We start from the raw sequence: 23,062 nt of genomic DNA on the forward strand, positions 1-23,062 counted from the left end.
GTAACAAGGTAGTGGCACCCTGTGCCACTCGTAAAGACACCGGGTGTCACGAATTCGGGCGGCCTTCGGGGCTGCGTGACACGCGTTGAGCGGGCATGCGAAGGGCCCGCGCCGATCGGTCGGCGCGGGCCCGATGTAGAGCTCTGACCTGCGTGAATACCGCGTCTACGACTCCTGGGCGCCACTCAGCGCGGCCCGGATGCTGTCCACCACGACGTCCAGCGGAGCGTCCGTCCGGGCGACTGTGATGAGCACCTCACCCCCGGGGCTGGCACTCAGTGCGCTCTGTGCCCCGGTGTCCCCTGGGGTCCCATTGGCACCCGGTGCCACCAGTGAGCCCCGGCGTCTGGCACCCGGTGCGCTGGAGGCCCAGAAGGTCCGCCGGATCACCTCGAAGGAGTGGTCCAGCTGCGCCTCCACGTCGCCCCGGCCGCCGGCTCGCAGCCAGCGCCGCAGCACGTGGTTGTGCGCCGCGACCACTGCCGCCGCCGAGACCTCGGCCAGCATCGAGTCGTCCTCGCCGCCCCGCTGCCAGCCGGACGGGATGGACTCACCGGTGTCGAAGCGCCCCAGCAGGTAGCGGGTGAACAGCCGCTCGTAGCGGGCCACCACGGCGATCTCCCGCTCGCGCAGCGCCGGGACCTGACGGATCAGCTGGTACCGCGCCACCGACACCCCCGGGGTGGAGGCGTACATCCGCAGCACCTCCTTGATGCCGCGGCAGACCACGTCCAGCGGGTGCTCCTCCGGCTCCGCGCTGGCCAGCAGGTCGGCGACCCGGACCAGGGTGTCGTCGTGGTCCGGGAAGATCGCCTCCTCCTTGGACCGGAAGTACCGGAAGAAGGTGCGCCGGGCCACCCCGGCGGCGGCCGCGATCTGGTCGACCGTGGTCTCCTCGTAGCCCTGCGAGGCGAACAGCTCCATCGCCGCCGTGGCCAGGTCCTGGCGCATCTGCTGGCGCTGCGCCGCGGCCCGGCGGCTGCCCGGCCCGCCCTCCGGTCCGGTGCCCCCGGTCGAGGGGGCGGTCCGGTCGGTGCCGCCGTGCGGCCCGGTGGGGTGCTGCGGGGAGGTTGACTGAACCCGATCCATGTCCGGAACGCTACACGGCCCGGACGGCGCGGCCGCGGCCCTTCCCCGTCGCACCGGTGCGACCGGGCCGGTCACGGCCGGGCGGGGCCAGCGCGAGGACACCGTCCCGGGGCTCCAACCGGAGCGCGCGGACGCCGCGGAGGGCGTGGCGGCCGCGGATCCGTGCGGCTGCGCCCCGTACGGCTGCGAGGCGAGCGGGCCGCCCCCGGCCTGCGGCGTGGTCACCGGCGCGCGTGGTCGCGGAAGCCGCGGCCGGTCTTGCGGCCCAGGCAGCCCGCCGCGACCAGGTGCTCCAGCAGTGGCGCGGCGGCCAGGCCGGGTTCGCGGAACTCCTGGTGCAGCACCCGCTCGATGGTCAGCGAGACGTCCAGGCCCACCACGTCCAGCAGCTCGAACGGGCCCATCGGATAGCCGCAGCCGAGCTTCATCGCGGTGTCGATGTCGTCCACCGTCGCGTAGTGCTCCTGGAGCATCCGCACCGCGTCGTTCAGGTAGGGGAAGAGCAGCGCGTTGACGATGAAGCCGGCCCGGTCGCCGCACTCCACCGGGTGCTTGCGGACCCCGGCGGTCAGCTCCAGCACGGTCGCGGTGACGTCCGGCGCGGTCAGCACGGTGGAGACCACCTCGACCAGCTTCATCGCCGGGGCCGGGTTGAAGAAGTGCATGCCGATCACGTCCTGCGGCCGCGAGGTGGCGGTCGCGCAGCTGATCACCGGCAGCGAGGAGGTGGTGGTGGCGAGCACCGCGCCCGGCCTGACGATCTTGTCCAGGGTGGCGAACAGCTCCCGCTTGACCGCCAGGTCCTCGGCGACCGCCTCGACCACCAGGTCCACCTCGGCCAGCTCCGCGTACTGCCCGACCGGGGTGACCAGCGCCAGCGCGGCGTCCCGCGCCTCGGCGGACAGCCGGCCCTTGGTCACCGAACGCTCCAGCGACTTCGCCAGCTGCGCCTTGGCCGCCTCGGCCTTCTCCTGGCTGCGCGCCGCCAGCAGCACCGGGTGCCCGGCCTTGGCGAACACCTCGGCGATCCCGGTGGCCATCGTCCCCGAGCCGCAGACGCCGACGGTGCGCACCTGCCGCCCCGGCACCCCGGGCCTGGCCGGCCCGGTCGCCGCGTCCACCGCCCGGGAGGAGCCCGGCGCCTCGTAGGTGTAGAAGCCGCGCCCGGTCTTGCGACCCAGCAGCCCGGCCGCGACCAGCTGGCCGAGGATCGGGGCGGGCGCGTGCAGACGGTCCCTGGACTGCTCGTACATCGCCTCCAGCACGGTGCGCGCGGTGTCGATGCCGATCAGGTCGAGCAGCGCCAGCGGGCCCATCGGCAGGCCGCAGCCGAGCCGCATCGCGGCGTCGATGTCCTCCCGCGAGGCGTACTTGGACTCGAACATCGCGGCGGCCTGGTTCAGGTAGGCGAACAGCAGGCCGTTCACCACGAAGCCGGCCCGGTCGCCGGCCGCCACCGGTTCCTTGCCGAGGTCGCGGGCGAACTCGGCGGCGTCCTCGGCGGTCCGCGGGGAGGTCAGCACCGTACGGACCACCTCGACCAGCTTCATCCCGTGCACCGGGTTGAAGAAGTGCAGGCCGAGCACCCGCTCCGGACGGGCGGTCGCCGCGGCGATCCTGGTCACCGACAGCGCGGTGGTGCCGGTGGCCAGCACCGTGTCCTTGGGGCAGATCCGGTCCAGCTCGGCGAAGACCTCCCGCTTCAGCTCCAGTTGCTCGGGCACCTCCTCGATCACCAGGTCCGCCCCGGCGGCGGCCGCCAGCTCGTGGCCGACCGAGATCCGGGCCAGCAGCCCGGCGCGCTCCTCGGCGGTCAGCCGCTCCCGGTCCACCGCGTGCGCGGTGGCCTCCTCGATCCGGGCCAGCGCCCGGGCGGCCGAGTCCTCGGTGGCCTCGATGCCGATCACCCGGCGGCCGCTCTTGGCGACCGCCACCGCGACGCCGGCACCCATCGTGCCGAGGCCGACGACGGCGACAGTGGGGAAGGGACGCTCCATCTGTCCTGACTCCTAGTCATGAAGGGCGCGCGCGTGCTCCGGCGGGCACGCCGCCGGGCCGGTACGCCGGGGCGGCCGCCGCCGGAGGAGGGTCCACGCGCGGGGCTGGGGAGATGACGGGGGCGGCGCATCGGGGCAGCGGCCGGTCCGCTCCGGCCGAACTGCGGATGTGCCGTGGTGCTCAGGCGCTCGAAGGTGAAGGAAGCGGCTCTGAATACGAGGAGAACCCGGCCTGCCGCGGTCCGCGGCACCGGCCGGTGAAAGCACACCGCGCGGGCGCCGGAGAAGCGGCGACCACAACCTGCCGCCGGTGCGGCTCCCGAAGCCCGGCGGTGGTGCGTGTCCGGCCACTGTAGCGAAGCTACTCGCGAGTAGGAAGGGGGCGTGGGCGGAAAACCCGTCGGAGTCGCCAAACCCGTCGGCGCCCTGGGGGAACCGGCCGCCAGGCTCGCCCCGAACGGGTGAACGGGCGAACGCGGCTGCCAACGGGACCACCCGATAGGGGAGTTACCGGACCCCGGTCGGCGGGGCAGCATGAGGACATGACCGCCCGAACCGCCGCCGCCGGCCCCACCGCGTCCGGTCCCGCCGAGCCGCCCGCCACGGCCGAACGGCTCGCTGCCGCCGCCGCGGCGGCCGTCGCGCTGCCACCGCGCGACAAGCGGGCGGAGCGCGCCGAGGCGGCCGCCGACCGGCTGCGCACCGACGCCGTCGAGGCGGTGGCCGTCACCTGGGTGGACAACGCCGGCATCACCCGGGTCAAGGCCGTGCCCCTCGGCGGCCTGGTGCACGCCGCGCAGTGGGGCGTCGGCACCGCGCCCTGCTTCGACGTGTTCCTCGCCGACGACACGATCACCACCAGTCCGATCATCGGCGGCCCCACCGGGGACCTCAGGCTCTACCCGGACCTCGACCGGATCGTCCCGCTGGCCGCCCAGCCCGGCTGGGCCTGGGCCCCGGGGGACAGGTACACCCAGGCCGGCACCCCGCACCCCGGCTGCCAGCGGCTGTTCGCCCGCCGGGCCAGGGCCGTGGCGGCCGCGCGCGGCCTGAGCCTCAAGGCGGGGATCGAGGTGGAGTGGACGGTCGCCCTGGCCGGCACCCCGCAGGAGGACCCGCAGTACCCGACGCACGGCCCGGCGTACGGGATGCACCGCCTCACCGACCTCTCCGACTACCTGCGCGACGTGCTGCGCGCCCTCGGCCGGCAGGGGCTGAGCGTCCTCCAGATCCACCCCGAGTACTCCCCGGGCCAGTTCGAGGTCTCGGTCGCCCCCGAGGACCCGGTCGCCGCCGCCGACACCTCCGTCCTGGTCCGGCACACCGTCCGCGCCGTCTCCGCCAGGCACGGGCTGCGGGCCTCCTTCGCCCCGGTGGTCGAGACCGGCGGCGTCGGCAACGGCGGGCACCTGCACCTCAGCCTCTGGCGCGACGGGCACAACCTCGGCCACGGCGGCCCCGGCCCGCACGGCCTGACCGCCGAGGCCGAGGGCTTCCTCGCCGGGGTGCTCGACGCGCTGCCCGAACTGCTGGTGCTGGGCTGCTCCAGCCCCGCCGGGTACCTGCGGCTGGTGCCCTCGCACTGGGCCGGCGCCTACCAGTGCTGGGGCCTGGAGAACCGGGAGGCCGCGCTGCGCCTGGTGACGGGCTCCGCCGGAGAGCGGTCCACTGCCGCGAACGCCGAGGTCAAGTGCTTCGACGCGAGCGCCAACCCGTACCTGGCGGTCGGCGGGGTGATCGCGGCCGGCCTCGCCGGGCTGGACCAGCGCCGCGCGCTGCCACCGGAGTTCACCGGGGACCCAGCGGCCGCCGAGCCCGGCATGGTGCCGAGGCTGCCGACGAGCCCGGCCGAGGCGATCGCCGCCTACGAGCACTCCGCGGTGCTGCGCGAGGCGCTCGGCGAGCCGCTCTACCAGGCGGTGCTGGCGGTGCGCCGGGCGGAGCGGGAGCAGTACGCGGCCGCCACGCCGGAGGAACTGGTCGCGGCCACCCGCTGGCGGTACTGAGCGGTGCCCCGGCCGGAGGGGCCCGCGCTGGTCGACCACCACTGCCACAGCGTGGTGGCGGCCGAGCTCACCGACGACGCCCTGGCCGGGCTGCTCACCGAGTCGGACCGCCCGCCAGCGCCCGGCTGTTCGCCCTTCGACAGCGCGCTGGGCCTCGTGGTGCGACGCTGGTGCCCGCCCGCCCTCGGCCTGCCGGCGCACGCCCCGGCCGCCGACTACCTGGCCAGGCGGCGGGAGTTGGGTGCGGCCGAGGCCACCGGGCGGCTGCTCGCGGCGGCCGGGCTGGACGCCTGCCTGGTGGACACCGGGCTGGCCACCGCGGCGGGCCACGCGCTGCTGCCGCTGCCCGAACTCGCCGCGGCCACCGGGGCGTCGGTGCGCGAGGTGGTCCGGCTGGAGTCGGTCGCCGAGACGGTGGCGGCCGGTGCCGAGGACTGGCCGCGGGCCGTCGCGGGGGCGCTCGCGTCGGCCGCCGCCGGGGCCGTCGCGGTCAAGTCGGTGCTCGCGTACCGGCACGGCCTGGCCGCCCCCGCCGAACGCCCCGCCCCCGCGGCCGTGGTGGCCGCGGCCGGAACCCACCTGCGCGGCGGGGGCGGCCGGCTGACGGACCGGGTGCTACTGCACCACCTGCTCTGGACGGCGGTGGACGTCTGTGCCGAGCTCGGCCTGCCGCTCCAACTCCACACCGGCTTCGGCGATCCCGACCTCACCCTGCACCGGGCCGACCCGTCCCTGCTGACGGACTTCGTGCGGGCCGCCGAGCCCAGTGGTGTCCCGCTGGTGCTGCTGCACGGGTACCCGTACCACCGGCAGGCCGCCTGGCTGGCCCAGGCCTTCCCGACGGTGTACACCGACCTCGGGTTGACGGCCTCGTACACCGGGCCGCGGGTGGCCGCGGTGCTGGGCGAGATGCTGGAACTGGCCCCGTTCGGAAAATTGCTGTTCTCCACCGACGCGTACGGGCTGCCCGAACTCTATTTGGTGGGCACCTGTCAGTTCCGGTACGGACTGGCCGCGGTGCTCGGGGAGTGGCGGGCCGACGGCGCCTGCTCCGCGGCCGACGCCGAGCGGCTGGCGCGGTCGGTCGCGTCCGACAACGCGCGTCGGTTGTACGCGTTGTAGGGGTGCGATCCGTGCTGGTGGCCGAGGTCGCGGAGGGTGTGGCGGCACGTCGGCGAACCATCACTTTTTAACACTCTTGACCTCTGTTGCTCGTGTTAAGCGCGGGGTGCCCTTAGCCCCGATCCCTGGTCAAGATGTGACGATTAGATGACTACCTCTTGCGCTTATAACCAAATATTCATTAGCGTCCCGGTCATTCCCAAGCGCACCTGCCCATCGCAGCTGCCGCCTGACGAGCCGGGAGGCCAACCCTCATGCGTGTTCCTCGGATCAGCCGTACCCGGTACGCGGCGGTGGGCGTCGTGCTCGCCACCGCCGGCGCCCTCGCGCTGCCGGCCGGCACCGCCGTCGCGGCCCCCACGGCCGACTCGACGACCGGTCCGCTGATGAGCTACGTCGTCAACACCAAGGCCAACCACGGCCAGGTGCAGAAGGTCGAGAAGGCCATCACCGGCCTCGGCGGCACCGTGGTCCAGTCGTACGAGCAGGTCGGCGTCGTCGTCGCCCGCTCGAACGACACCAAGTTCGCCGAGAAGCTGCGCCTGGCCAAGGGCGTCGACTCGGTCGGCGCCAGCCGCACCAAGGGCATCCAGGCCGCCGACCAGGGCAAGGCCGACGTCGCCGCCGAGCCGGCCGCCGCGGCCGCCCCGGGCCAGGAGCCCTACGACGCCTACCAGTGGGACATGCGTCAGATCGGTGCCGACAAGGCCCACAAGATCTCGCTGGGCAGCCGCAACGTCACCGTCGGCGTGCTGGACTCCGGCATCGACGCCACCCACGAGGACCTGGCCGCCAACGTGGACGCCTCGCAGTCGGTCTCCTGCATCGACGGCAAGACCAACACCGACTGGAAGGCCTGGCAGCCGACCACCAGCGACCACGGCACCCACGTGGCCGGCACCATCGCCGCCGCCAAGAACGGCAAGGGCGTCGTCGGCGTCGCGCCGAACGTGAAGCTGGCGGCCGTCAAGGTCGTCGACGACGGCGGGTTCATCTACCCGGAGAACGCGGTCTGCGGCTTCGTCTGGGCCGGCGAGCACGGCTTCAAGGTGACGAACAACAGCTACTTCGTCGACCCGTGGATGTTCAACTGCAAGACGGACAAGGACCAGGCCGCGATCTCCGAGGCCGTCCGCAAGGCCGTCGCCTTCTCGCAGCGCAAGGGCGTCCTCAATGTCGCCGCCGCGGGCAACGAGAACATCGACCTGGCGCACAAGACCGTCGACGTGGCCAGCCCGGACGACACCACCCCCGGCTCCCGCCCGGTCACCAACGACTGCCTGTCGCTGCCGACCGAGCTGCCCGGCGTCATCGCCGTCTCCGCGGTGGGCTCCGACGGCGTCAAGTCGTACTACTCCAGCTACGGCAAGGGCGTCGTCTCTGTCACCGCGCCGGGTGGCGACCGCCGCTTCCAGCTCCCGAACACCCCGGACAAGGACGGCCGCATCCTGTCCACCATCCCCGGTGGCAAGTACGGCTACATGCAGGGCACCTCGATGGCCACCCCGCACGTCGCCGGCGTGGTCGCGCTGCTCGCCAGCACCTTCCCGTGGGCCAGCCCGGACGAGCTGACCGAGCTGCTGACCACCCACGCCGAGTCCGTCCCGTGCCCGACCGGCGAGTTCAACCCGGGCGGCGCCGGCACCTGGAAGGCCACCTGCGAGGGCGGCGCGGACGACAACGGCTTCTACGGCGCGGGCCTGATCAACGCCGAGAAGGCGGTCCAGTGGTGGCGCTGACGCGCTGACACGCTGACACGCTGATCGCGGACATCTCCGAACAGTAGAGCCGGGGAGCGGGACCACACGGTCCCGCTCCCCGGTCGCGTTCCCGCGCCAACCGCGCCAACCGCGCCGCGCCGCCCGCGCCGCGCCGCGCCCGGCTACCCCTCGTCGAAGTGGTGCTCCCAGACCGTCTCCACCGACGGCTTGCCGTGCAGGTCCGGCACCTCCTGCAGCCAGGCCGGCCGCCCCGCCCTGGTCCGGGCCGCCCGCCGCCGCTCCGCCTCGAGCAGTTGCTCGGGCGTGGCGAAGCCCTCCGGCAGCCACTCCCCGGAGAGCACCACCCGGGCGGCCAGATGGGTGACGTAGGCGTGCCGGACGGCGTCCACCGAGTCGAAGCCGGGCTCGCCGGCCAGCCACTCGTCCGGGACCAGCGCCACGACCTCCTCCAGCAGCGGCACGGTGACCAGCGGCCCGAGCTCCTCGTCGGCCAGCCGGACGTCCGGGGCCGAGCCGCCCAGCGCGTGCGCGCTGAGGTCGTACCGCTTGCCGACCGCCGCCTCGGCCCCGGCCCAGCGGTGGTGGAAGATCAGCGCGGCGCCGTTGTCGATCAGCCAGAGCCGTCCGTGCCAGACCACCAGGTTGGGATTGTGGACGGTGCGGTCGACGTTGCCGGTCAGCGCGTCCAGCCAGACCACCCGGCCGGCCTCGGCGGAGTCCACCGCGATCATCCCCGGCCGGAAGTCCCGCGCGCCGGGCAGCAGGTCCATCCCGAGGTTGAGGCCGGCGCTGGCCTTGAGCATGTCCTGGATCTCGGTGTCCGGCTCGTCCGCGGCGACGGCCGGATCGAAGTCCACCAGCCGCAGTTCCGGCACCCGCAGGCCCAGCCGCCGCGCCAGCTCGCCGACGATCACCTCGGCGATCAGCGCCTTGCGGCCCTGTGCGGCCCCGGTGAACTTGACCACGTACGTTCCCAGGTCGTCGGTCTCCACCACGCCGGGGACGGAGCCACCGGCCCGTAGCGGGTCGACGTAGCGCACAGCAGTCACCAGATCGAGCACACCGGCCACCCTATCCCGCCGCGTCGCGGGCGTGAGCCTGTGATTGGCTTGCCGGACAGAGCGGTTCCCGCAACACGAGGAGAGCAAGGTCATGGGACAGGTGCAGGCCACCACCGAGCGGGTCTACGACGCGGCCCCCGAGCGGGTGTACGAGGCGTTGGCCGACTACCAGGTGACCCGCCCGAAGCTGCTGCCCGCGCAGTACAGCGAGTACGAGGTGCGGGTCGGCGGCACCGGTGCCGGCACCCAGGTGCACTGGAAGCTCCAGGCCACCGAGAAGCGGGTGCGAGACTGCCTGTTCACCGTCTCCGCGCCCTCGCCGGACCAGCTGGTGGAGAAGGACGCCAACTCCAGCATGGTGATCACCTGGACCGTCTCGGCCGTCGGCGAGGGCCGCTCCAAGGTCACCGTGACCGCCACCTGGCAGGGCGCGTCCGGCATCGGCGGCTTCTTCGAGCGCACCTTCGCGCCGAAGGGCCTGAACCGGATCCACGACCAGGTGCTCGCCAACCTCGCCGCCGAGGTCCGCTGAGGCATCCGCGGCCCACTGGGGACGCCGAGGTCCGCTGAACCCTCCACGGCCGCGGCGTCCCGCTGAATCATCCGCGGCCCGGCCGAGGCCGCGGAATCGCCAACCGCGCGATTCGCGCGCGTAGATCCATCGAACCGCTCGAATCGCCCGGGAATTCGAGCGGCTCGGTCTCCCGTACGAGCCGAAAGCCGTACGGGTGGCCGAACCACCACCTGCGGGTGACGAGGGCCGCCCGGCGCCGGGGAGCCACCCTAGGCTCGCCGCCGTGCATATGACGATCCTTCACATTTCGCAACCGGTGGACGGCGGGGTCGCCCGCGTCGTCGCCGATCTGGTCCGGGGTCAGCGGGAGGCCGGGCACCGGGTCATGGTCGCCTGCCCGCGCGGCGGCCGGCTGGCCGAGGAGGCCGGCGCGGTGGGCGCGCTGGTCCAGGACTGGCCCGCGCGGCGCTCGCCCGGCCCGGGCACCGCCGCTGAGGCCTGGCGGCTGCGCCGGATCGTCCGGGCGGCCGCGCCCGACGTGGTCCACCTGCACAGCGCCAAGGCCGGACTGGCCGGGCGGCTCGCGGTGCGCGGCACGGTGCCGACGGTCTTCCAGCCGCACGCCTGGTCCTTCGCCGCTGTCGACGGCGCGCTCGCCGCCACCACCCTGCGCTGGGAGCGCTTCGCGGCCCGCTGGTCGCACCGGCTGCTGTGCGTCAGCGTCCAGGAGCGGGCCGACGGCGTGGCGGCCGGGGTGCACGCCGACTGGGCGGTGGTGCCCAACGGTGTCGACGTGCGCCACTTCGTGCCCGCCGACCGCCGCGCCGCCCGGATCGCGCTCGGCCTGGACCTGGACGCCCCGCTGGCGGTGTGCGTGGGGCGGCTGTGCCGGCAGAAGGGCCAGGACGTGCTGCTGGCCGCCTGGCCGGAGGTGCTGCGCCGGGTGCCGCGGGCCCGGCTGGCACTGGTCGGCGGCGGGCCGGAGGAGCAGCGGGTCGCTGAGTTGGTCAGGCGGACCGCCGAGCCCGCCCGGGTCCGGCTGGTCGGGGACGTGCCGGACCCCCGCCCGTGGCTGGCGGCGGCCGACCTGGTGGTGCTGCCCTCGCGCTGGGAGGGGATGGCGCTGGCCCCGCTGGAGGCGATGGCGGCCGGCCGTCCGGTGCTGCTGACCGACGTGTCCGGGGCCAGGGAGTGCCTGCCGCCGTCCGAGCTCGCGCACGCGGTGGTCCCGTCCGAGGACGTGCGGGCCCTCGCCACCCGAATGGGGGACGCGCTGTCGGATCCGATCGAGTGCGAGCGGCGCGGTGCGCGGCTGCGCGACCACGTGGCCGGCCGGCACGACGTGCGCACCGTGGTCGAACAGGTGGACGTCCTCTACCGCCACCTGCTGGGTGCGGGTCCGGCGTCGGGGTGGCGTCGGGCCCGTGTCCCAGAGCGGATCTGATCGTTTCACATGCCGTGAATGCCCGCCGTTTCCGGCGTTGTCGTATTCGCACCCTCGACCGGATATGGAGGCGAGGAGTCAAATCCGAAATACCTATTACTGGGCGGCTGGAATGAAACGGCAAGTCAACTTCCGTCCGGTGCCGCATGGTTCTGTATTGTCGGATTTTGCCTGCTTCGTTCAGATTTCATGCCGGGAATTCACGGCAGAGCCCCGCGCGACCGATTCCCTCGTGATTGGTCCCTCGGTGATCGGCCCCGCCACCGGACGTCCGAAAGCCGTCAGCGGCAGCAGGCGCTGTCAGGACCGCGCCCACCGGGCCGGGACGGTCGCCCCGCGCCAGCCGGTGCCGGGGCACCGTCACCCCGGGCACACAGCAGGGGAGATCGTGCGCTGATGACCATTGACCACGACAGTGTGCCGCGATACGCCGGACCCCTGTCCGGCCCCCGCCGGCCCGGCACCGGGCTGCTCGACCGTCCGGCGGGAGCGGCACACCCCCGGGCGGTCCCCTCGCCGCGCCGGTCCCGTGGCACGGTCCGATCCCGGCCGGCCCTGTCGCTCGCCCTGGTCCAGGCCGACATCATCGCGCTCTGCTCCGCCGGCGGCATCGCCAGCCGCGTCATCGACCCGGCCGGCCCGCTCGACCCGCTGCTCGGCGTCCCCGCCGTCCTGCCCCTGCTGCTCCTGCTCAACCTCACCGGCGGCCTCTACCGCTCCCGCCTCACCCTCTCCGTCCTGGACGAACTGCCCGCACTGGCCGCCCGGGCCGTGGTCGCCGCCGCCCTCGCCGTCACCCTGTCCGGCTGCCTCGGCGGCCGCTGGCCCGACTGCGGCCCGGCCCGGCTCACCCTCCTGCTCGGCGCCCAACTGCTGATCGCCGCCGCCGGCCGCGCCGTCCTCTACCACCTGGCCCGGCGGATCCGCCGCAGCCGCCCCAGCCCCGTCCTGGTGCTCGGCGCCGGCCGGCTCGGCCACCGGGTCGCCGCCGTCCTGCGCGAGCACGGCGAGTACGGGATGCGCCCGGTCGGCTTCCTCGACGCCGACCCGCCGCTGCTGCCCGGCGACACCGACCTGCCCGTGCTCGGCGGCCGCGAGGCGCTGGAGCGCGAGGTGCGCCGGCACGGCGTCCAGCACGTGATCGCCACCGCCGGCGGCGCCGACGAGGCCGAGACCGCCGCCGCCCTGCGCGAGGCCACGCGGCTCGGCTGCCAGGCCTGGCTGGTGCCCGCCCTGCGCGAGTACGGCTCGCTGCCCGTCACCCCGGTCACCGGCGGCGACCACCTGTGGGGCTTCCCCTGCCTGCGGGTCGGCCGCCCCGCGCGCCGCCGCCCCGGCTGGATCGCCAAGCGCACCCTGGATCTCACCGCCGCCGCGGTCGGCCTGCTGCTACTCGCCCCCGTCCTGGCGCTCTGCGCCCTCGCCGTCCGCTTCGACACCGGCCCCGGCGTGCTCTTCCGCCAGCAGCGCACCGGCCTGGACGGCCGGGCCTTCACCCTCCTCAAGTTCCGCACCCTGCGCCCGAGCAACGAGCACGAGTCCGCCACCCGCTGGAACATCGCCCAGGACCACCGGATGGGCGCCGTCGGCCGGCTGCTGCGCAAGAGCTCGCTGGACGAGCTGCCCCAGCTGTGGAACGTCCTGCGCGGAGACATGAGCCTGGTCGGCCCGCGCCCCGAACGGCCGTACTTCGTCATGAGGTTCGGCCAGGCCTACCCCGAGTACGCCGACCGCCACCGGGTCCCGGTCGGCCTCACCGGCCTGGCCCAGGTCAACGGCCTGCGCGGGGACACCTCCATCGAGGACCGGGCCCGCTTCGACAACCGCTACATCGAGAGCTGGAGCCTCTGGCAGGACGTCAAGATCCTGTGCCGCACCGCGGCCCTGATGCTCCACCCGGACGGGAGCTGACCCCGCGTGGCCCTGACCCTCCCCGCCTTCCCCCACCCCGTCTTACGGAAGGCCCTGCCCGTACTCACGGAGCGCACCAGCCCGCTGGCCGCGGCCACCGTCCTGCTGGTCTGCGTGCCCACCGGGCAGAAGGACGTCGCCGCCGCCGTCCACATCACCGCCGCCGACCTCGCCTCGCTGGCCCTGGTCGCCCTCACAGCGCTCGACCTGCTGCGCGGACGGCTGCCCGCGATCAGCCGCACCACCTGCGCGCTGTTCGGAGGGATCGTCGTGGCGGCCGCCGTCGCCACCATCGGTTCGATCGACCCGGCCGCCGGCGTCACCGGCTTCGTCCGGCTCACCCAGGTGTTCGTCCTGGTCCCCGTCGCCGTCCTCTGCTCACTGCGCGACCGCACCGACCAGCGCCTGGTCCTCGGCTCCTTCGTGCTCGCCGCGCTGATCCAGGGCGCGGTCGGCGTTAAGCAGTACCTCACCCACACCGGCGCCTCCTACACCGGCCAGCCGATCCGGGCCGTCGGCACCTTCGGCGCACTCGACGTCATGGCGATGTCCAGCGTGGTCAGCTACGGCCTGCTCGCCGCCCTCGCACTGGCCCTCGCCGAGCGCGGACGAGGGGCCGGGCGGCGCACCCCCGCCCGCCGGGCGGTGGACGGCAGCCCGGCGCCGTGCCCCGACGGCAACCCCCGCCTGCGCCGCGCGATGTTCGCCGCCGCCGCCTTCCTCGTCTTCCCGCTGGCCGTCTCCTTCAGCCGCGGCAGCTGGATCGCCACCGGCCTCGCCGCCACCGTGCTGCTGCTGCGCGCCGACGCCCGGCTGCTGGTGCGCGGCGCCGTCGTCGGCCTGGCCGCCGTCGTCGTCCTGGTCGGCGGCCTCGGCCTCGGCGGCTCCGGCGTCACCCAGCGGCTCAGCTCGATCGGCTCCGTCTCGGCCGCCCCCGACCAGTCCGTCTCCGACCGGTACGACCTGTGGTCCACCGCCGGACTGATCTGGCAGGACCACCCCGTGCACGGCGCCGGGCCCAAGGCCTTCCAGCAACTGCGCGACAGCCACGCCCCGTTGCGGCTGTCCTCCGGCAGCGACGCCGCCGACGCCACCATCGGCTTCCAGCGCGAACCGCTGCTCTCCCCGCACAACATGTACTTCCTGGTGCTCAGCGAGCAGGGCCTGATCGGCATCACCGCCTACGCCGCGCTCTTCCTCGCCCTGCTGCTCGGCTGCCTGCGCCACCGCCACGGCTCCGGGCTCGCCGCACTCGCCCTGCTCACCTGGGTCCTGGTCGACTTCCTGTACGCCGACATCGGCGGCACCACCACCGTGCTGACCTCCGTCGTCCTCGGCCTCGCCGCCCACGCGGCCACCCACCGCCCCGGGCTCCCCGCCACCGACCACCCCGCCGCCGGAGCGGCCCGGTGACCACCGACCAACCGGCTGCCGCCGTCGCCCCAGCCGCCCTCCCGGCCCCCCGCGGCGCCACCGGCGAGGACCCCGCCGCCGAGCCCCACCCGGCCCCCCGGCGCGGCTTCCTCGCCAAGGCCTTCGGCATCACCGCCGTCCTCAGCGCCGCCGGCTCCGGCCTCGGCCTGCTGCGCGACCTCCTGCTGGCCCGCTACTTCGGCGCCAACCAGGGCACCGACGCCTTCCTGGTCGCCTGGACCGTCCCCGAGACCGCCGCACCGCTGCTGATCGAGGACGCCATGTCCTTCCTCATGGTGCCCGCCTTCGCCCTCGCCCTGGTGCTGCGCGAGGAGGACCCGGACGCCCCCGACCCGGTCCGCCAACTCGTCCGCGCCTCCCTGCCCTGGCTGCTGCTCGCGCTCGGCGGCCTCGCCCTGGCCGCCGCGTTCGGCGCCCCGGAACTGGTCGCACTGCTCGCCCCCGGCCTCACCGACCCCGGCCTGGCCGTCACCTGCACCCGGATCACCGCGATCACCGTGCTGCCCTTCGGGGTGGCCGGCTACCTGGCCGCCGCGCTGCGCGCCCACCACCGCTTCACCGCCCCGGCCGGCATCTACGTCGCCCACAACCTCGGCATCCTCGCCGTCCTGCTCTGCCTCCACTCCCACCTCGGGGTGCGCTCCGCCGCCCTCGGCGTCGCGGCCGGCAGCCTGCTGATGGCCGGCCTGCTGGTCGGCCCGTTCCTGAGCCGACTGCGCCAGGGCCCGCCCGGCACCGGCCGCGGCCGCCGCTCGCGCCGCACCCTGGTGCTGATGCCGCTCGCCCTGCTGCCGGTGGCCGCCTTCACCCTCACCCGCCAGTCCCAGGTCTTCGTCGAGCGCTACCTCGGCTCGGCCCTGCCGCCCGGCACCATCTCGCACCTCAACTACGCCGCCAAGGTCTCCCAGCTCGCCATGACGGCGGGCATCCTGATCTGCACCGTCACCTTCCCGCTGGTCGCCCGGGCCCTCGCCGCCGGGGACCTCACCGCCGCCCGCGACCGGGTGGAGAAGGACCTCGGCCAGGCGGCGGCCGTCGTCCTGCTCGGCACCGCCTTCCTGATGGCCTGCGCCCCCTCGGTGGTCTCACTGCTGTTCGAACGCGGCGCCTTCGGCCCGCACGACACGGCCGCCACCGCGGACGTCATCCGGGTCTACAGCTTCGGCCTGCCCGCCCAGGCACTGATCGGTGTGATGATCCGCCCGTACTTCTCGCTGTGCCCGGTGGTCCGCCGGGCCGACGACCCGGGCACCGAGGACGGGCGCAGCCGGCTCCTGGACTGGTACCCGGTCGCCGCCATGCTGCTCGGCCTCGGCGTCACCGTCACCACCGGCCTGCTCGCCACACCCCGCTTCGGCGCCCTGGGGCTGGCCGCCGGCAACGCGGCCGGCATCACCACCACCGCCGCGCTGCTGCTGCACGGCCTGGTGCTGCGCGGCATCCCGCTGCGGCTGCACCGGGTGCTCGGCGGACACGGCCGGCTGGTGGCCGCCGCCGCCGGGGCCACCGTGCTCGGCACCGCCGCCGCCGCCCTGGCCGCCGACCCGCTGCTCTCGACCCTCCTCGGAGGCCTCACCGTGGCGCTGGCCTTCGCCGCCCTCGGCACCGGGCTCGGCGCCCGCGAGGTGCGCGGCCCAGTCCTCGCCGCCGCCCGGGCCCTGGGGCCCGGGCGGACCCCGCCAACCGTCGCCGAAGAAGGGAAGCGTCCCCATGGACGATGAACGGGGAGCCGTCCGCTCGGCCCGGGCGGGCGTCAGCAGCGCCCCGCCGCACCGGGCACCACTGCCCAGGAGCCGCCCCCCGCTCGGTGAACCACCGGTCCCCGGCTCCGCCTCGCCGTGGATCCTGATGTACCACTCGGTGGCGGTCGAGAAGGAGGACCCCTACCGGCTCACCGTCAGCCCCGAGCGGTTCGCCGAACAGATCGCCTGGCTGCACCGACGCGGCCTGCGCGGCGTCAGTGTCCGCGAGCTGATGCGGGCCCGGGCCCTCGGCCGGGACGACGGACTGGTCGGCCTGACCTTCGACGACGGCTACGCCGACTTTGCCCGGTACGCGGTGCCGATCCTCCAGGCGTACGGCTTCACCGCCACCGCGTACGTGGTCGCCGACCTGCTCGGCCGGGACAACGACTGGGACACCGAGGGCCCGCGCAAGCAGCTGCTCACCGTCCAGGAGGTCACCGAACTCGCCGCCGCCGGCTGGGAGATCGGCTCGCACGGCCTCGGCCACCAGGCGCTGCCCGGCCTGCCCGCCGAGACTCTCGCCGTCCAGGCCCGGGAGAGTCGGCGCCTGCTGGAGGAGGCCGTCGGCGGATCGGTCACCGGCTTCTGCTACCCGTACGGTGCCGTCGACCTGCCCGCCGCCCTGGCCGTGCGCGACGCCGGGTACGACTACGCCTGCGCCATCGGGCACTCCCCGCTCACCGGCCGCTTCGCCCTGCCCCGCTGCTACGTCGGCGCCCGCGACGGCGCCTGGCGGCTGCGCGCCAAGAGGGGCCGGCAGCGGCTGCGCGACGCCGTCACCGAGCTGCGCCGCGCCCGCAGGGAGCCCCGGCCATGAGGGTGCTGCACATCGTCACCGGACTGGCCGCCGGCGGTGCCGAGCGCCAACTCCACCTGCTGCTACGGCACCTGCCGGCGCACCAGCAGTGCGAGGTGCTCGCCCTGACCGAGCCCGGCACGGTCGCCGCCGCGCTGCGCGCCGACGGCGTCACCGTCCACCACCTCGGCATGCGCGGCAACCGGGACCTGCGCGCGCTGCCCCGACTGGTCCGGCTGGTCCGGGCCGGCCGCTACGACCTGGTGCACACCCACCTCTACCGGGCCCAGCTGTACGGCCGGCTGGCCGCCCGGCTGGCCGGGGTGCGCGCGGTGGTCTCCACCGAGCACTCGCTGCACGCCGGGGTGATCGAGGGCCGCCCGGTCACCCGGGGCGTCAAGGGCCTCTACCTGGCGGCCGAACGGCTCGGCAGCACCACCGTCGCCGTCTCCCGACAGGTCGCCCAGACGCTGCGCTCCTGGGGCGTCCCGCCGGCCCGGATCGAGCTGATCCCGAACGGCATCGACGCCTCCCGCTACCGCCTCCCACCCGCCGAACGGGCTGCCGTCCGCAGCCGGCTGCGGGCCGAGCTCGGGCTGCCGCACGGGAGTTGGGTGGTCGGCGGGGTGGGCCGGCTGGTACCGGGCAAGCGCTTCGAGGTGCTGGTCGAGGCGCTCGCCGAGCTCGACCCGGCCACCCGGCTGGTGCTGGTCGGCGAGGGCCCGGAGCACGCCGCGCTGGAGCGCCGGGCCGACGAGGCCGGCGTGCGGGACCGGCTGGTGCTCGCCGGGGAGCGCGACGACGTGCCCGAACTGCTGGCCGCCCTGGACGTGTTGGCCGCCCCCTCGACCGCGGAGACCTTCGGCCTCGGCGTCCTGGAGGGCCTCGCGGCCGGGCTGCCGGTGCGGCACAGCGCCTGCCCGGCACTCGACGAACTCCCGCCCAGCGCCGCCCCGCAGGCCCGCCGCATCCCCTCCGAGCCGGCCGCCTACGCCGCCGCGCTGCGCGACCTGCGGCCGCTCAGCGGGCACATCGCCGACCCGCTGCCGCACCCCCCGGCCATCGGCCACTACGACATCGCCCGGGTCGCTTCCGACCTGGGTGCCCTCTACGACCGGCTGGCCCGCGTCTGACCGCCTGCCACCGCCGGAACCGCCGTACCAGACCCAAGGAGCTACACCCATGACCACACCGCGCCGAAGCGCCCGCCGCCTGGTCCGCCGCTGGTGGCCGGTGGTGCTCGCGGTTCCGCTGGGCGCCGCGGCCGGCGCCGGGTACGCCGTCGTCGCGCACCCGTCGTACGCCGCGAACGCCTACGTCCTCGTGGTCGCGCAGAACCCCGGGGAGGCCGCGATCGCGACCAACTTCGCCCAGGCGTACGGCCGGCTGGCCGGCCAGCCGCAGGTGCTCGCCGTGGCGGCCGACGAGACCGGCCACACCCGGACCGAGCTGCAGACCCTGGTGCACGGGACGACCTCGCCGGACGCCCCGATGATCGAGATCACCGGGACCGGGCGGCGCCCCCAGGACGCGGCCGGGACCGCCGACGCGGTGGCCCGCTCGCTGGTCGCCTTCGCCAACACCAGCAGCAAGGACACCAACGTCCGGCTGGTGACGCTGGCCCCGGCCGCCGCGCCGGACAAGCCGACCACGCCCTCCGGGAAGCTGGACGTCGCGGTCGGCGGCTCGGCCGGGCTGCTGTTGGGCGCGCTGGTGATGATGACCCGCCGCCGGGGCGGCGCGGGAACGTCCGAGGCCGACGCGAGCCGCGAAGCGCCGCGGGCCGCACGGGCACCGGAGGTCCCCGCCCCCGCCCCCGCTGCCCCCGCCCCCGCCGCCGTCGTGTCGGTGGCGGTCCCGACGCAGCCGCGCCCGCGTCGCGAGGAGCCGGCCGAGGCCGAGCCCGGGGCTGTCACCGCTACCGAGACCGGAGGAGCGAAGGCCGCGAGCCCGAAGAAGGAGAGCGCCAGGACCACCAGAGTGAAGAAGGAGAGCCCGAAGGCCGAGAAGAAGGCCGACGGCAAGGCCGACGACAAGGCCGACAAGCAGGCCGGCACCGCGCCCGCGACGGCGGAGCAGCCCGCGACGGAGCAGCCCCCGGCCGAGGAGCAGGCCTCCGCCGAGGAGCAGGTCCCCGCCACCGCGGGGGAAGGCCCCGCGGCCGCCGAGGAGCAGGTCCCCGCCACCGGGAACCAGACCCCCGCCCGGAAGAAGGCCCCGGCCGGGAGCGGCCGGTGAGCACCCGCACCCGCGGGAGCAGCCTGCCCGCCCAGGCGACGGCGCCGGCCTGGACCACCGAGCTGCGCCGCGAGGACGACGCCCTGGACGTCCTCGCGGAGGAGTGGGACGACCTGGCCGCCCGCTGCCGGACCGCCACCTTCTTCCAGGCCGCCGACTGGCAGCGCTCCTGGTGGCGCCACTACGGCCGCCCCGGCGGCCTGCTCGTGGTGCTGGTCCGCCGCGACGGCCGGCTGGTCGGCGCGGGCGCCTTCGTGCGCCGCGGCGGACCGTTCGGCGGCCTGACCGGTCTCGGCGTCGGGCTGGCCGACTACACCGACGTCCTGCTCGACGACGAGTACGCCGACCGGGCCGCCGTCGAACTCGCCGCCGCCCTCCCGCTCACCCGCCCGTGGCACTGGCTGGAGCTGCGCGAGGTCCACCCCGACGCGGCGGTACATCGGGTGTACGGGCACTGGCGCGGCAGCCGCCGCCGCTACCGCGACTCGCTCTGCCAGTACCTGCCGGCCGTCCCGATGGACCGGCTGCTCAAACGGGTACCCGGCAAGACCGCCCAGCGCAGCCGGGTGAAGCTCCGCAAGATCGCCGAGGCCGGCGTGAAGGTCCGTACGACCCCGGTGGCCGAGGTGCCGCAGGCGCTGGACGGGCTGCTGCGGCTGCACTTCCTGCAGTGGCAGGCGCGCGGCGTCACGCCGGAGCACCGCACCGACCGGTTCGCCCGGCACCTGACCGAGTCCACCACCGGACTGGTCGCCGCGGGCAGGGCCGTCGTCCACCAGTTCCACCTGGACGGCCAGCTGGTCGCGGTGAACCTGCTGCTGCTCTGCCCGTCCTTCGGGGGGCTGTACATGTACGGCGCCCACCCGGTGCTGCGCGAGCGCCTGGACATCGCCGGGCTGCTGTTCAGCGCGGCCCTGGACGAGACCGTCGGCGCGGGCGTCCCGGTGCTCGGCCTGCTGCGCGGGCAGGAACCGTACAAGCAGCGCTGGCGGCCGGACCAGCTGTCCAACCACCGGCTGCTGCTCGGCCCGGCCGGGGCGGCACCGGCGGCCGCCCTCCGGGCCGGGGCGGTGCTCGCCCGGCAGGCGGCGGCGCACCAGCTGCGCACCCGCTTCCCCCGGCTCAAGGAGGCGCTGCTGGCCCGCCGCCGCAGCTGACCGCTCAGTGCCGGGCGTGCTTCGTGCCCGTCGGAACGGCCGTCGCCTTGGCGGTCGTCGGACGGGCCGCCGGGTGCGGCGTCGCACTCGGCGCGGCGCGGCCCCCGGGCGCGGCCGGCGAGTCCACGGGGCCGGCCGGGCCCGGCGCCGCGGGCACGCCGGGGGCCGCCGCGGTGGGCGTCGGCGAGGGCGCCCCCTTCGACCCGGCCATCAACCCCTTGAACGTCGCCGCCGAGCGCGGATTGCGCTCGCACTGGAAGAAGCCGTGCGGACAGTAGTCGGTGACGGTCTGGTAGACGGTGTCGTGGGTGCGGATCCAGTCGACCATCCGCTGCACGAACTCGGGGTTGTCGCCGTTGCGGAACAGCCCCCACTCCGGGTACGAGACCGGCTTGCCGCGTTTGGCGGCGAACTCCACCTGGTCCTGGAGGCCGTACGGCTCGCGCACGTAGTCGTCGAAGGTGCCGCCGGCGGGCTGGTCGTAGTTGTCCATGCCGATGATGTCGACCACGTCGTCGCCGGGGTAGCACTTGGTCCAGGGGATGGCGTCCAGGCCGCGGCTGGGGGCGAAGTCGAAGCGGAAGCGCTGCCCGGGCACCGAGCGCATCACCTCGACGATCCGCCGCCAGTACGTCTTCCACGCCGACGGGTCGGGCTTGCAGCGGTGGGTGTAGGTGGTGCCGTTCATCTCCCAGCCGAGCGTGAGCACGGTGTCCGGACTGCCCAGCGCGACCAGTCGGCGCGCGAGCTTGAGGAAGTGCCCGTCGAAGTCCCCGCGCGCCCCCTGGGCGAGCAGTTCGGCGACCTCGTCGTCCGACACCTTCGCCTCGCTGGGCACCAGCATCGGCACACCGAGCACCAGCAGCCGCGACGGGTCGGCCTGCCGCCACTGCGACCAGAGGCCGAGCACCATCGGCTCGCCCTCGATGTCGCTCCAGCCGTTGCCCGCCAGGTAGGTGTGGCCGACCTGGATGTTCGCGTCGCCCAGCCACTGCGCGTACCGGCCGATCTGCGGGATGTAGTCGTCCCAGGAGCCGACGAACGCGCCGAACGGCGGCTCGTGGCTCGGCCGCTGGACCGGCGGGCGCGGGGCCGGACCGCGCTGCTCGATGGCGTCCGAGGAGAGGGTGTGCCGTTCGGTCTGGCTGAACGGCGTCCCGGCCGGGACGCTGGCCGTGGCCATCAGCAGCAGGGTGGCGGCGGCCAGCGTCAGGCGGCCGATTCGCATGGTGCTCTCCTCCGGAGTCTCGTGGGCGGGGAGCCACGGTCACGGCGTGGACGGACCGTGGCGCCCCGCTCGCTGACAGTAGGCCCGAAGAGGGACGAAGGGGCCGAATGTCACCCCAAAGTGGGCGCCGATCGAACGTCGGCTGCCACGGCGGCCGACGATCGCCGGTCATGTATCAGCTCTGTAACGGTCCCGCCGGGCCGCTGCGGCCCGCTCCGGCGCGCCCGCCGGAGCGGCCGCGGCCCCGACGGCGCAGGTGGGCGGGCGGACGTGCGGGGAGGGCGCGCGGGGCCGGGCGGACGCCGGGCGGGAGGTATCGGCGGCGGAACCGGGCTGACTCGCGGGCCCGGTGAAAGGTACCCTGCGGCCGTGTCCTGGAAGCCGCTGCGTGTACTGACCCCCCGCTCGATCCTGCCTGCCTCGGCGGTGGTGCTGGTCCTTGCGGCCGGAGCGGCGGCACACGCGAACAAGCCGGTGCCGTTCGGCGACCGGGTGGCGGGACCGGGTGACGCGGGGGCGACTCCGGTCAACTCCGAGTCGCTCAGCTCGGCCGACCTCGACCTGCGGGTGGGCCCGGGCCTGGAGGCCTCCCACAAGCAGACCGGCGAGCACGCCTGGTCCTACCGCCGCGAGGGCGCCGAGGCGCTCTACCTGGCGATGGCCGGCGACAACGCCATTGTGGTCTGGGACGACGGCATGGTGACCTCGGTGCGGCCCGGCGACCACGAGGTGCGCTGGCACCGCGCGGTGCCCGGCCTGGCCGACTGGCTGCGCGGCGACGGCGAACCCGGCGCCGACAAGCGGACCGAGGCCCAGCGCAAGGCGCTCGCCACGCAGCGGGCCGCGGGCGCGCTGCACACCGTCCAGCGGGACGGCTCGCCCTGGCTGGCCCTGGTCACGCCGAACCTGACCATGGGCCTGCGCGACGCCGACGGCGACCTGCGCTACAACGACAAGCCCTCCGGCGGCTGCGTCTACGACCCGCTGCGCGCCGTCCACACCGACTACGCCGTGCTCATTCCGCGCACCTGCACGAACAGCAGCGGGCAGGCCGTGTCCGGCGGCATCACCGGCTACCGGCTGGACAGCAACGGCTGGGCGACGAGCACCGGCCCGAACGCCACGGTCAAGGTGCTGGACCGCAGCCGGGTGGAGATCACCGACGGCCCGATCGTCCCGCCCAGGGTGTTCGACACCAAGGCGGCGGCGCCCGAGACGCCCTGCGGCAGCGTGGACGCGCCGTTCGCCGCGGTCCGTCCGCAGGGCGGCTGCGCGGCGGACCCGTCGGCGCTCCTCCCGGCCGCGGGCGAGTCGGCGGCCGCCGGCACCGCCCCGGACGCCCCGGCGGCGGACTCCGCGGCGCCTGCGGGGGACCAGCCGGCCGGACAGCCGCAGTAGTCGCGGTCGTCGCGGTCGGTCGCGGGCCGCGGTCGTCTCCGGTCGCGGCCACCGGCTCGGCCCGCGGACGGCGGCCTCCGGCCCGGGGTGACGGCTTCGGCCCGGGGCGAGGCTTCGGTCCGACGTGATGGCCTCGCTCCGGGCGGCCCTCGGCCGGACCGGCGGGGCCCCGGTGCCCGGCGGATACCCCAGGCCGGTACA

At 75.0% G+C, this 23,062-nt stretch carries 17 protein-coding genes; 13 read left to right on the plus strand and 4 right to left on the minus strand.

What is annotated here, in order from left to right; translation table 11 throughout:
- Positions 1-165 precede the first annotated feature (165 nt).
- Both ACZ5OX_RS22305 and ACZ5OX_RS22310 read right to left on the minus strand, forming a co-directional pair.
- On the minus strand, positions 166-1,089 hold the full coding sequence (locus ACZ5OX_RS22305) for a TetR family transcriptional regulator (protein WP_465632270.1): 924 nt from the start codon (positions 1,087-1,089) through the stop codon (positions 166-168).
- A 221-nt stretch (positions 1,090-1,310) separates the two neighbouring features.
- Positions 1,311-3,086 (minus strand): 3-hydroxyacyl-CoA dehydrogenase family protein, encoded by a 1,776-nt coding sequence (locus ACZ5OX_RS22310; RefSeq protein WP_465632272.1) that lies wholly within the window; start codon positions 3,084-3,086, stop codon positions 1,311-1,313.
- 542 nt (positions 3,087-3,628) lie between these two features.
- Here ACZ5OX_RS22310 and ACZ5OX_RS22315 point away from each other — a divergent pair.
- From ACZ5OX_RS22315 to ACZ5OX_RS22325, 3 genes are all read left to right on the plus strand, one after another.
- Positions 3,629-5,092 (plus strand): type I glutamate--ammonia ligase, encoded by a 1,464-nt coding sequence (locus ACZ5OX_RS22315; protein ID WP_465632274.1) that lies wholly within the window; start codon positions 3,629-3,631, stop codon positions 5,090-5,092.
- Positions 5,093-5,095: 3 nt separating this feature from the next.
- A complete protein-coding gene (locus tag ACZ5OX_RS22320) occupies positions 5,096-6,214 on the plus strand; it encodes an amidohydrolase family protein (RefSeq protein ID WP_465632276.1) in 1,119 nt (372 codons plus the stop codon).
- A 254-nt stretch (positions 6,215-6,468) separates the two neighbouring features.
- Positions 6,469-7,953 carry a S8 family peptidase gene (locus tag ACZ5OX_RS22325; protein WP_465632278.1) on the plus strand — a complete coding sequence of 495 codons (1,485 nt, stop codon included), beginning with the start codon at positions 6,469-6,471 and terminating at the stop codon, positions 7,951-7,953.
- Positions 7,954-8,096: 143 nt separating this feature from the next.
- Here the strand turns inward: ACZ5OX_RS22325 and ACZ5OX_RS22330 are convergent, their stop codons facing one another.
- Positions 8,097-8,996, minus strand: coding sequence for a HipA family kinase (locus ACZ5OX_RS22330; RefSeq protein ID WP_449791875.1), 900 nt, complete (start codon positions 8,994-8,996; stop codon positions 8,097-8,099).
- A 91-nt stretch (positions 8,997-9,087) separates the two neighbouring features.
- Here ACZ5OX_RS22330 and ACZ5OX_RS22335 point away from each other — a divergent pair, with 91 nt between their 5' ends.
- From ACZ5OX_RS22335 to ACZ5OX_RS22375, 9 genes are all read left to right on the plus strand, one after another.
- On the plus strand, positions 9,088-9,528 hold the full coding sequence (locus tag ACZ5OX_RS22335) for an SRPBCC family protein (protein ID WP_465632280.1): 441 nt from the start codon (positions 9,088-9,090) through the stop codon (positions 9,526-9,528).
- A gap of 271 nt (positions 9,529-9,799) precedes the next feature.
- A complete protein-coding gene (locus ACZ5OX_RS22340) occupies positions 9,800-10,954 on the plus strand; it encodes a glycosyltransferase (protein WP_465632282.1) in 1,155 nt (384 codons plus the stop codon).
- Between the two features lie 396 nt (positions 10,955-11,350).
- On the plus strand, positions 11,351-12,865 hold the full coding sequence (locus ACZ5OX_RS22345) for an exopolysaccharide biosynthesis polyprenyl glycosylphosphotransferase (protein WP_465632284.1): 1,515 nt from the start codon (positions 11,351-11,353) through the stop codon (positions 12,863-12,865).
- Between the two features lie 6 nt (positions 12,866-12,871).
- The gene (locus ACZ5OX_RS22350; protein WP_465632286.1) at positions 12,872-14,278 is read left to right on the plus strand and encodes an O-antigen ligase family protein; all 1,407 of its coding nucleotides are present in this window, start codon (positions 12,872-12,874) and stop codon (positions 14,276-14,278) included.
- Complete coding sequence (gene murJ / locus ACZ5OX_RS22355) at positions 14,275-16,020, plus strand: murein biosynthesis integral membrane protein MurJ (RefSeq protein ID WP_465632288.1); 1,746 nt, start codon at positions 14,275-14,277, stop codon at positions 16,018-16,020. The genes ACZ5OX_RS22350 and murJ overlap by 4 nt, the downstream gene beginning before the upstream one ends.
- Positions 16,010-16,861: a polysaccharide deacetylase family protein gene (locus ACZ5OX_RS22360; protein ID WP_465632290.1), complete on the plus strand. Its 852-nt coding sequence runs from the start codon at positions 16,010-16,012 to the stop codon at positions 16,859-16,861. Before murJ ends, ACZ5OX_RS22360 begins: the two co-directional genes overlap by 11 nt.
- Complete coding sequence (locus ACZ5OX_RS22365) at positions 16,858-17,973, plus strand: glycosyltransferase (RefSeq protein ID WP_465632292.1); 1,116 nt, start codon at positions 16,858-16,860, stop codon at positions 17,971-17,973. Before ACZ5OX_RS22360 ends, ACZ5OX_RS22365 begins: the two co-directional genes overlap by 4 nt.
- A 49-nt stretch (positions 17,974-18,022) precedes the next feature.
- Positions 18,023-19,078, plus strand: a complete 1,056-nt coding sequence (locus ACZ5OX_RS22370; RefSeq protein ID WP_465632294.1) for a Wzz/FepE/Etk N-terminal domain-containing protein — start codon at positions 18,023-18,025, stop codon at positions 19,076-19,078.
- Positions 19,075-20,235, plus strand: a complete 1,161-nt coding sequence (locus ACZ5OX_RS22375) for a GNAT family N-acetyltransferase (RefSeq protein ID WP_465632296.1) — start codon at positions 19,075-19,077, stop codon at positions 20,233-20,235. The genes ACZ5OX_RS22370 and ACZ5OX_RS22375 overlap by 4 nt, the downstream gene beginning before the upstream one ends.
- Positions 20,236-20,239: 4 nt before the next feature.
- Here ACZ5OX_RS22375 and ACZ5OX_RS22380 read toward each other — a convergent pair whose 3' ends face one another.
- Positions 20,240-21,463, minus strand: a complete 1,224-nt coding sequence (locus tag ACZ5OX_RS22380; protein ID WP_465632298.1) for a glycoside hydrolase family 26 protein — start codon at positions 21,461-21,463, stop codon at positions 20,240-20,242.
- 369 nt (positions 21,464-21,832) lie between these two features.
- Here ACZ5OX_RS22380 and ACZ5OX_RS22385 point away from each other — a divergent pair, with 369 nt between their 5' ends.
- Positions 21,833-22,861 carry a hypothetical protein gene (locus ACZ5OX_RS22385; protein ID WP_465632300.1) on the plus strand — a complete coding sequence of 343 codons (1,029 nt, stop codon included), beginning with the start codon at positions 21,833-21,835 and terminating at the stop codon, positions 22,859-22,861.
- Positions 22,862-23,062 lie beyond the last annotated feature (201 nt).

The organism is Kitasatospora sp. NPDC032121 (genome assembly GCF_055580145.1).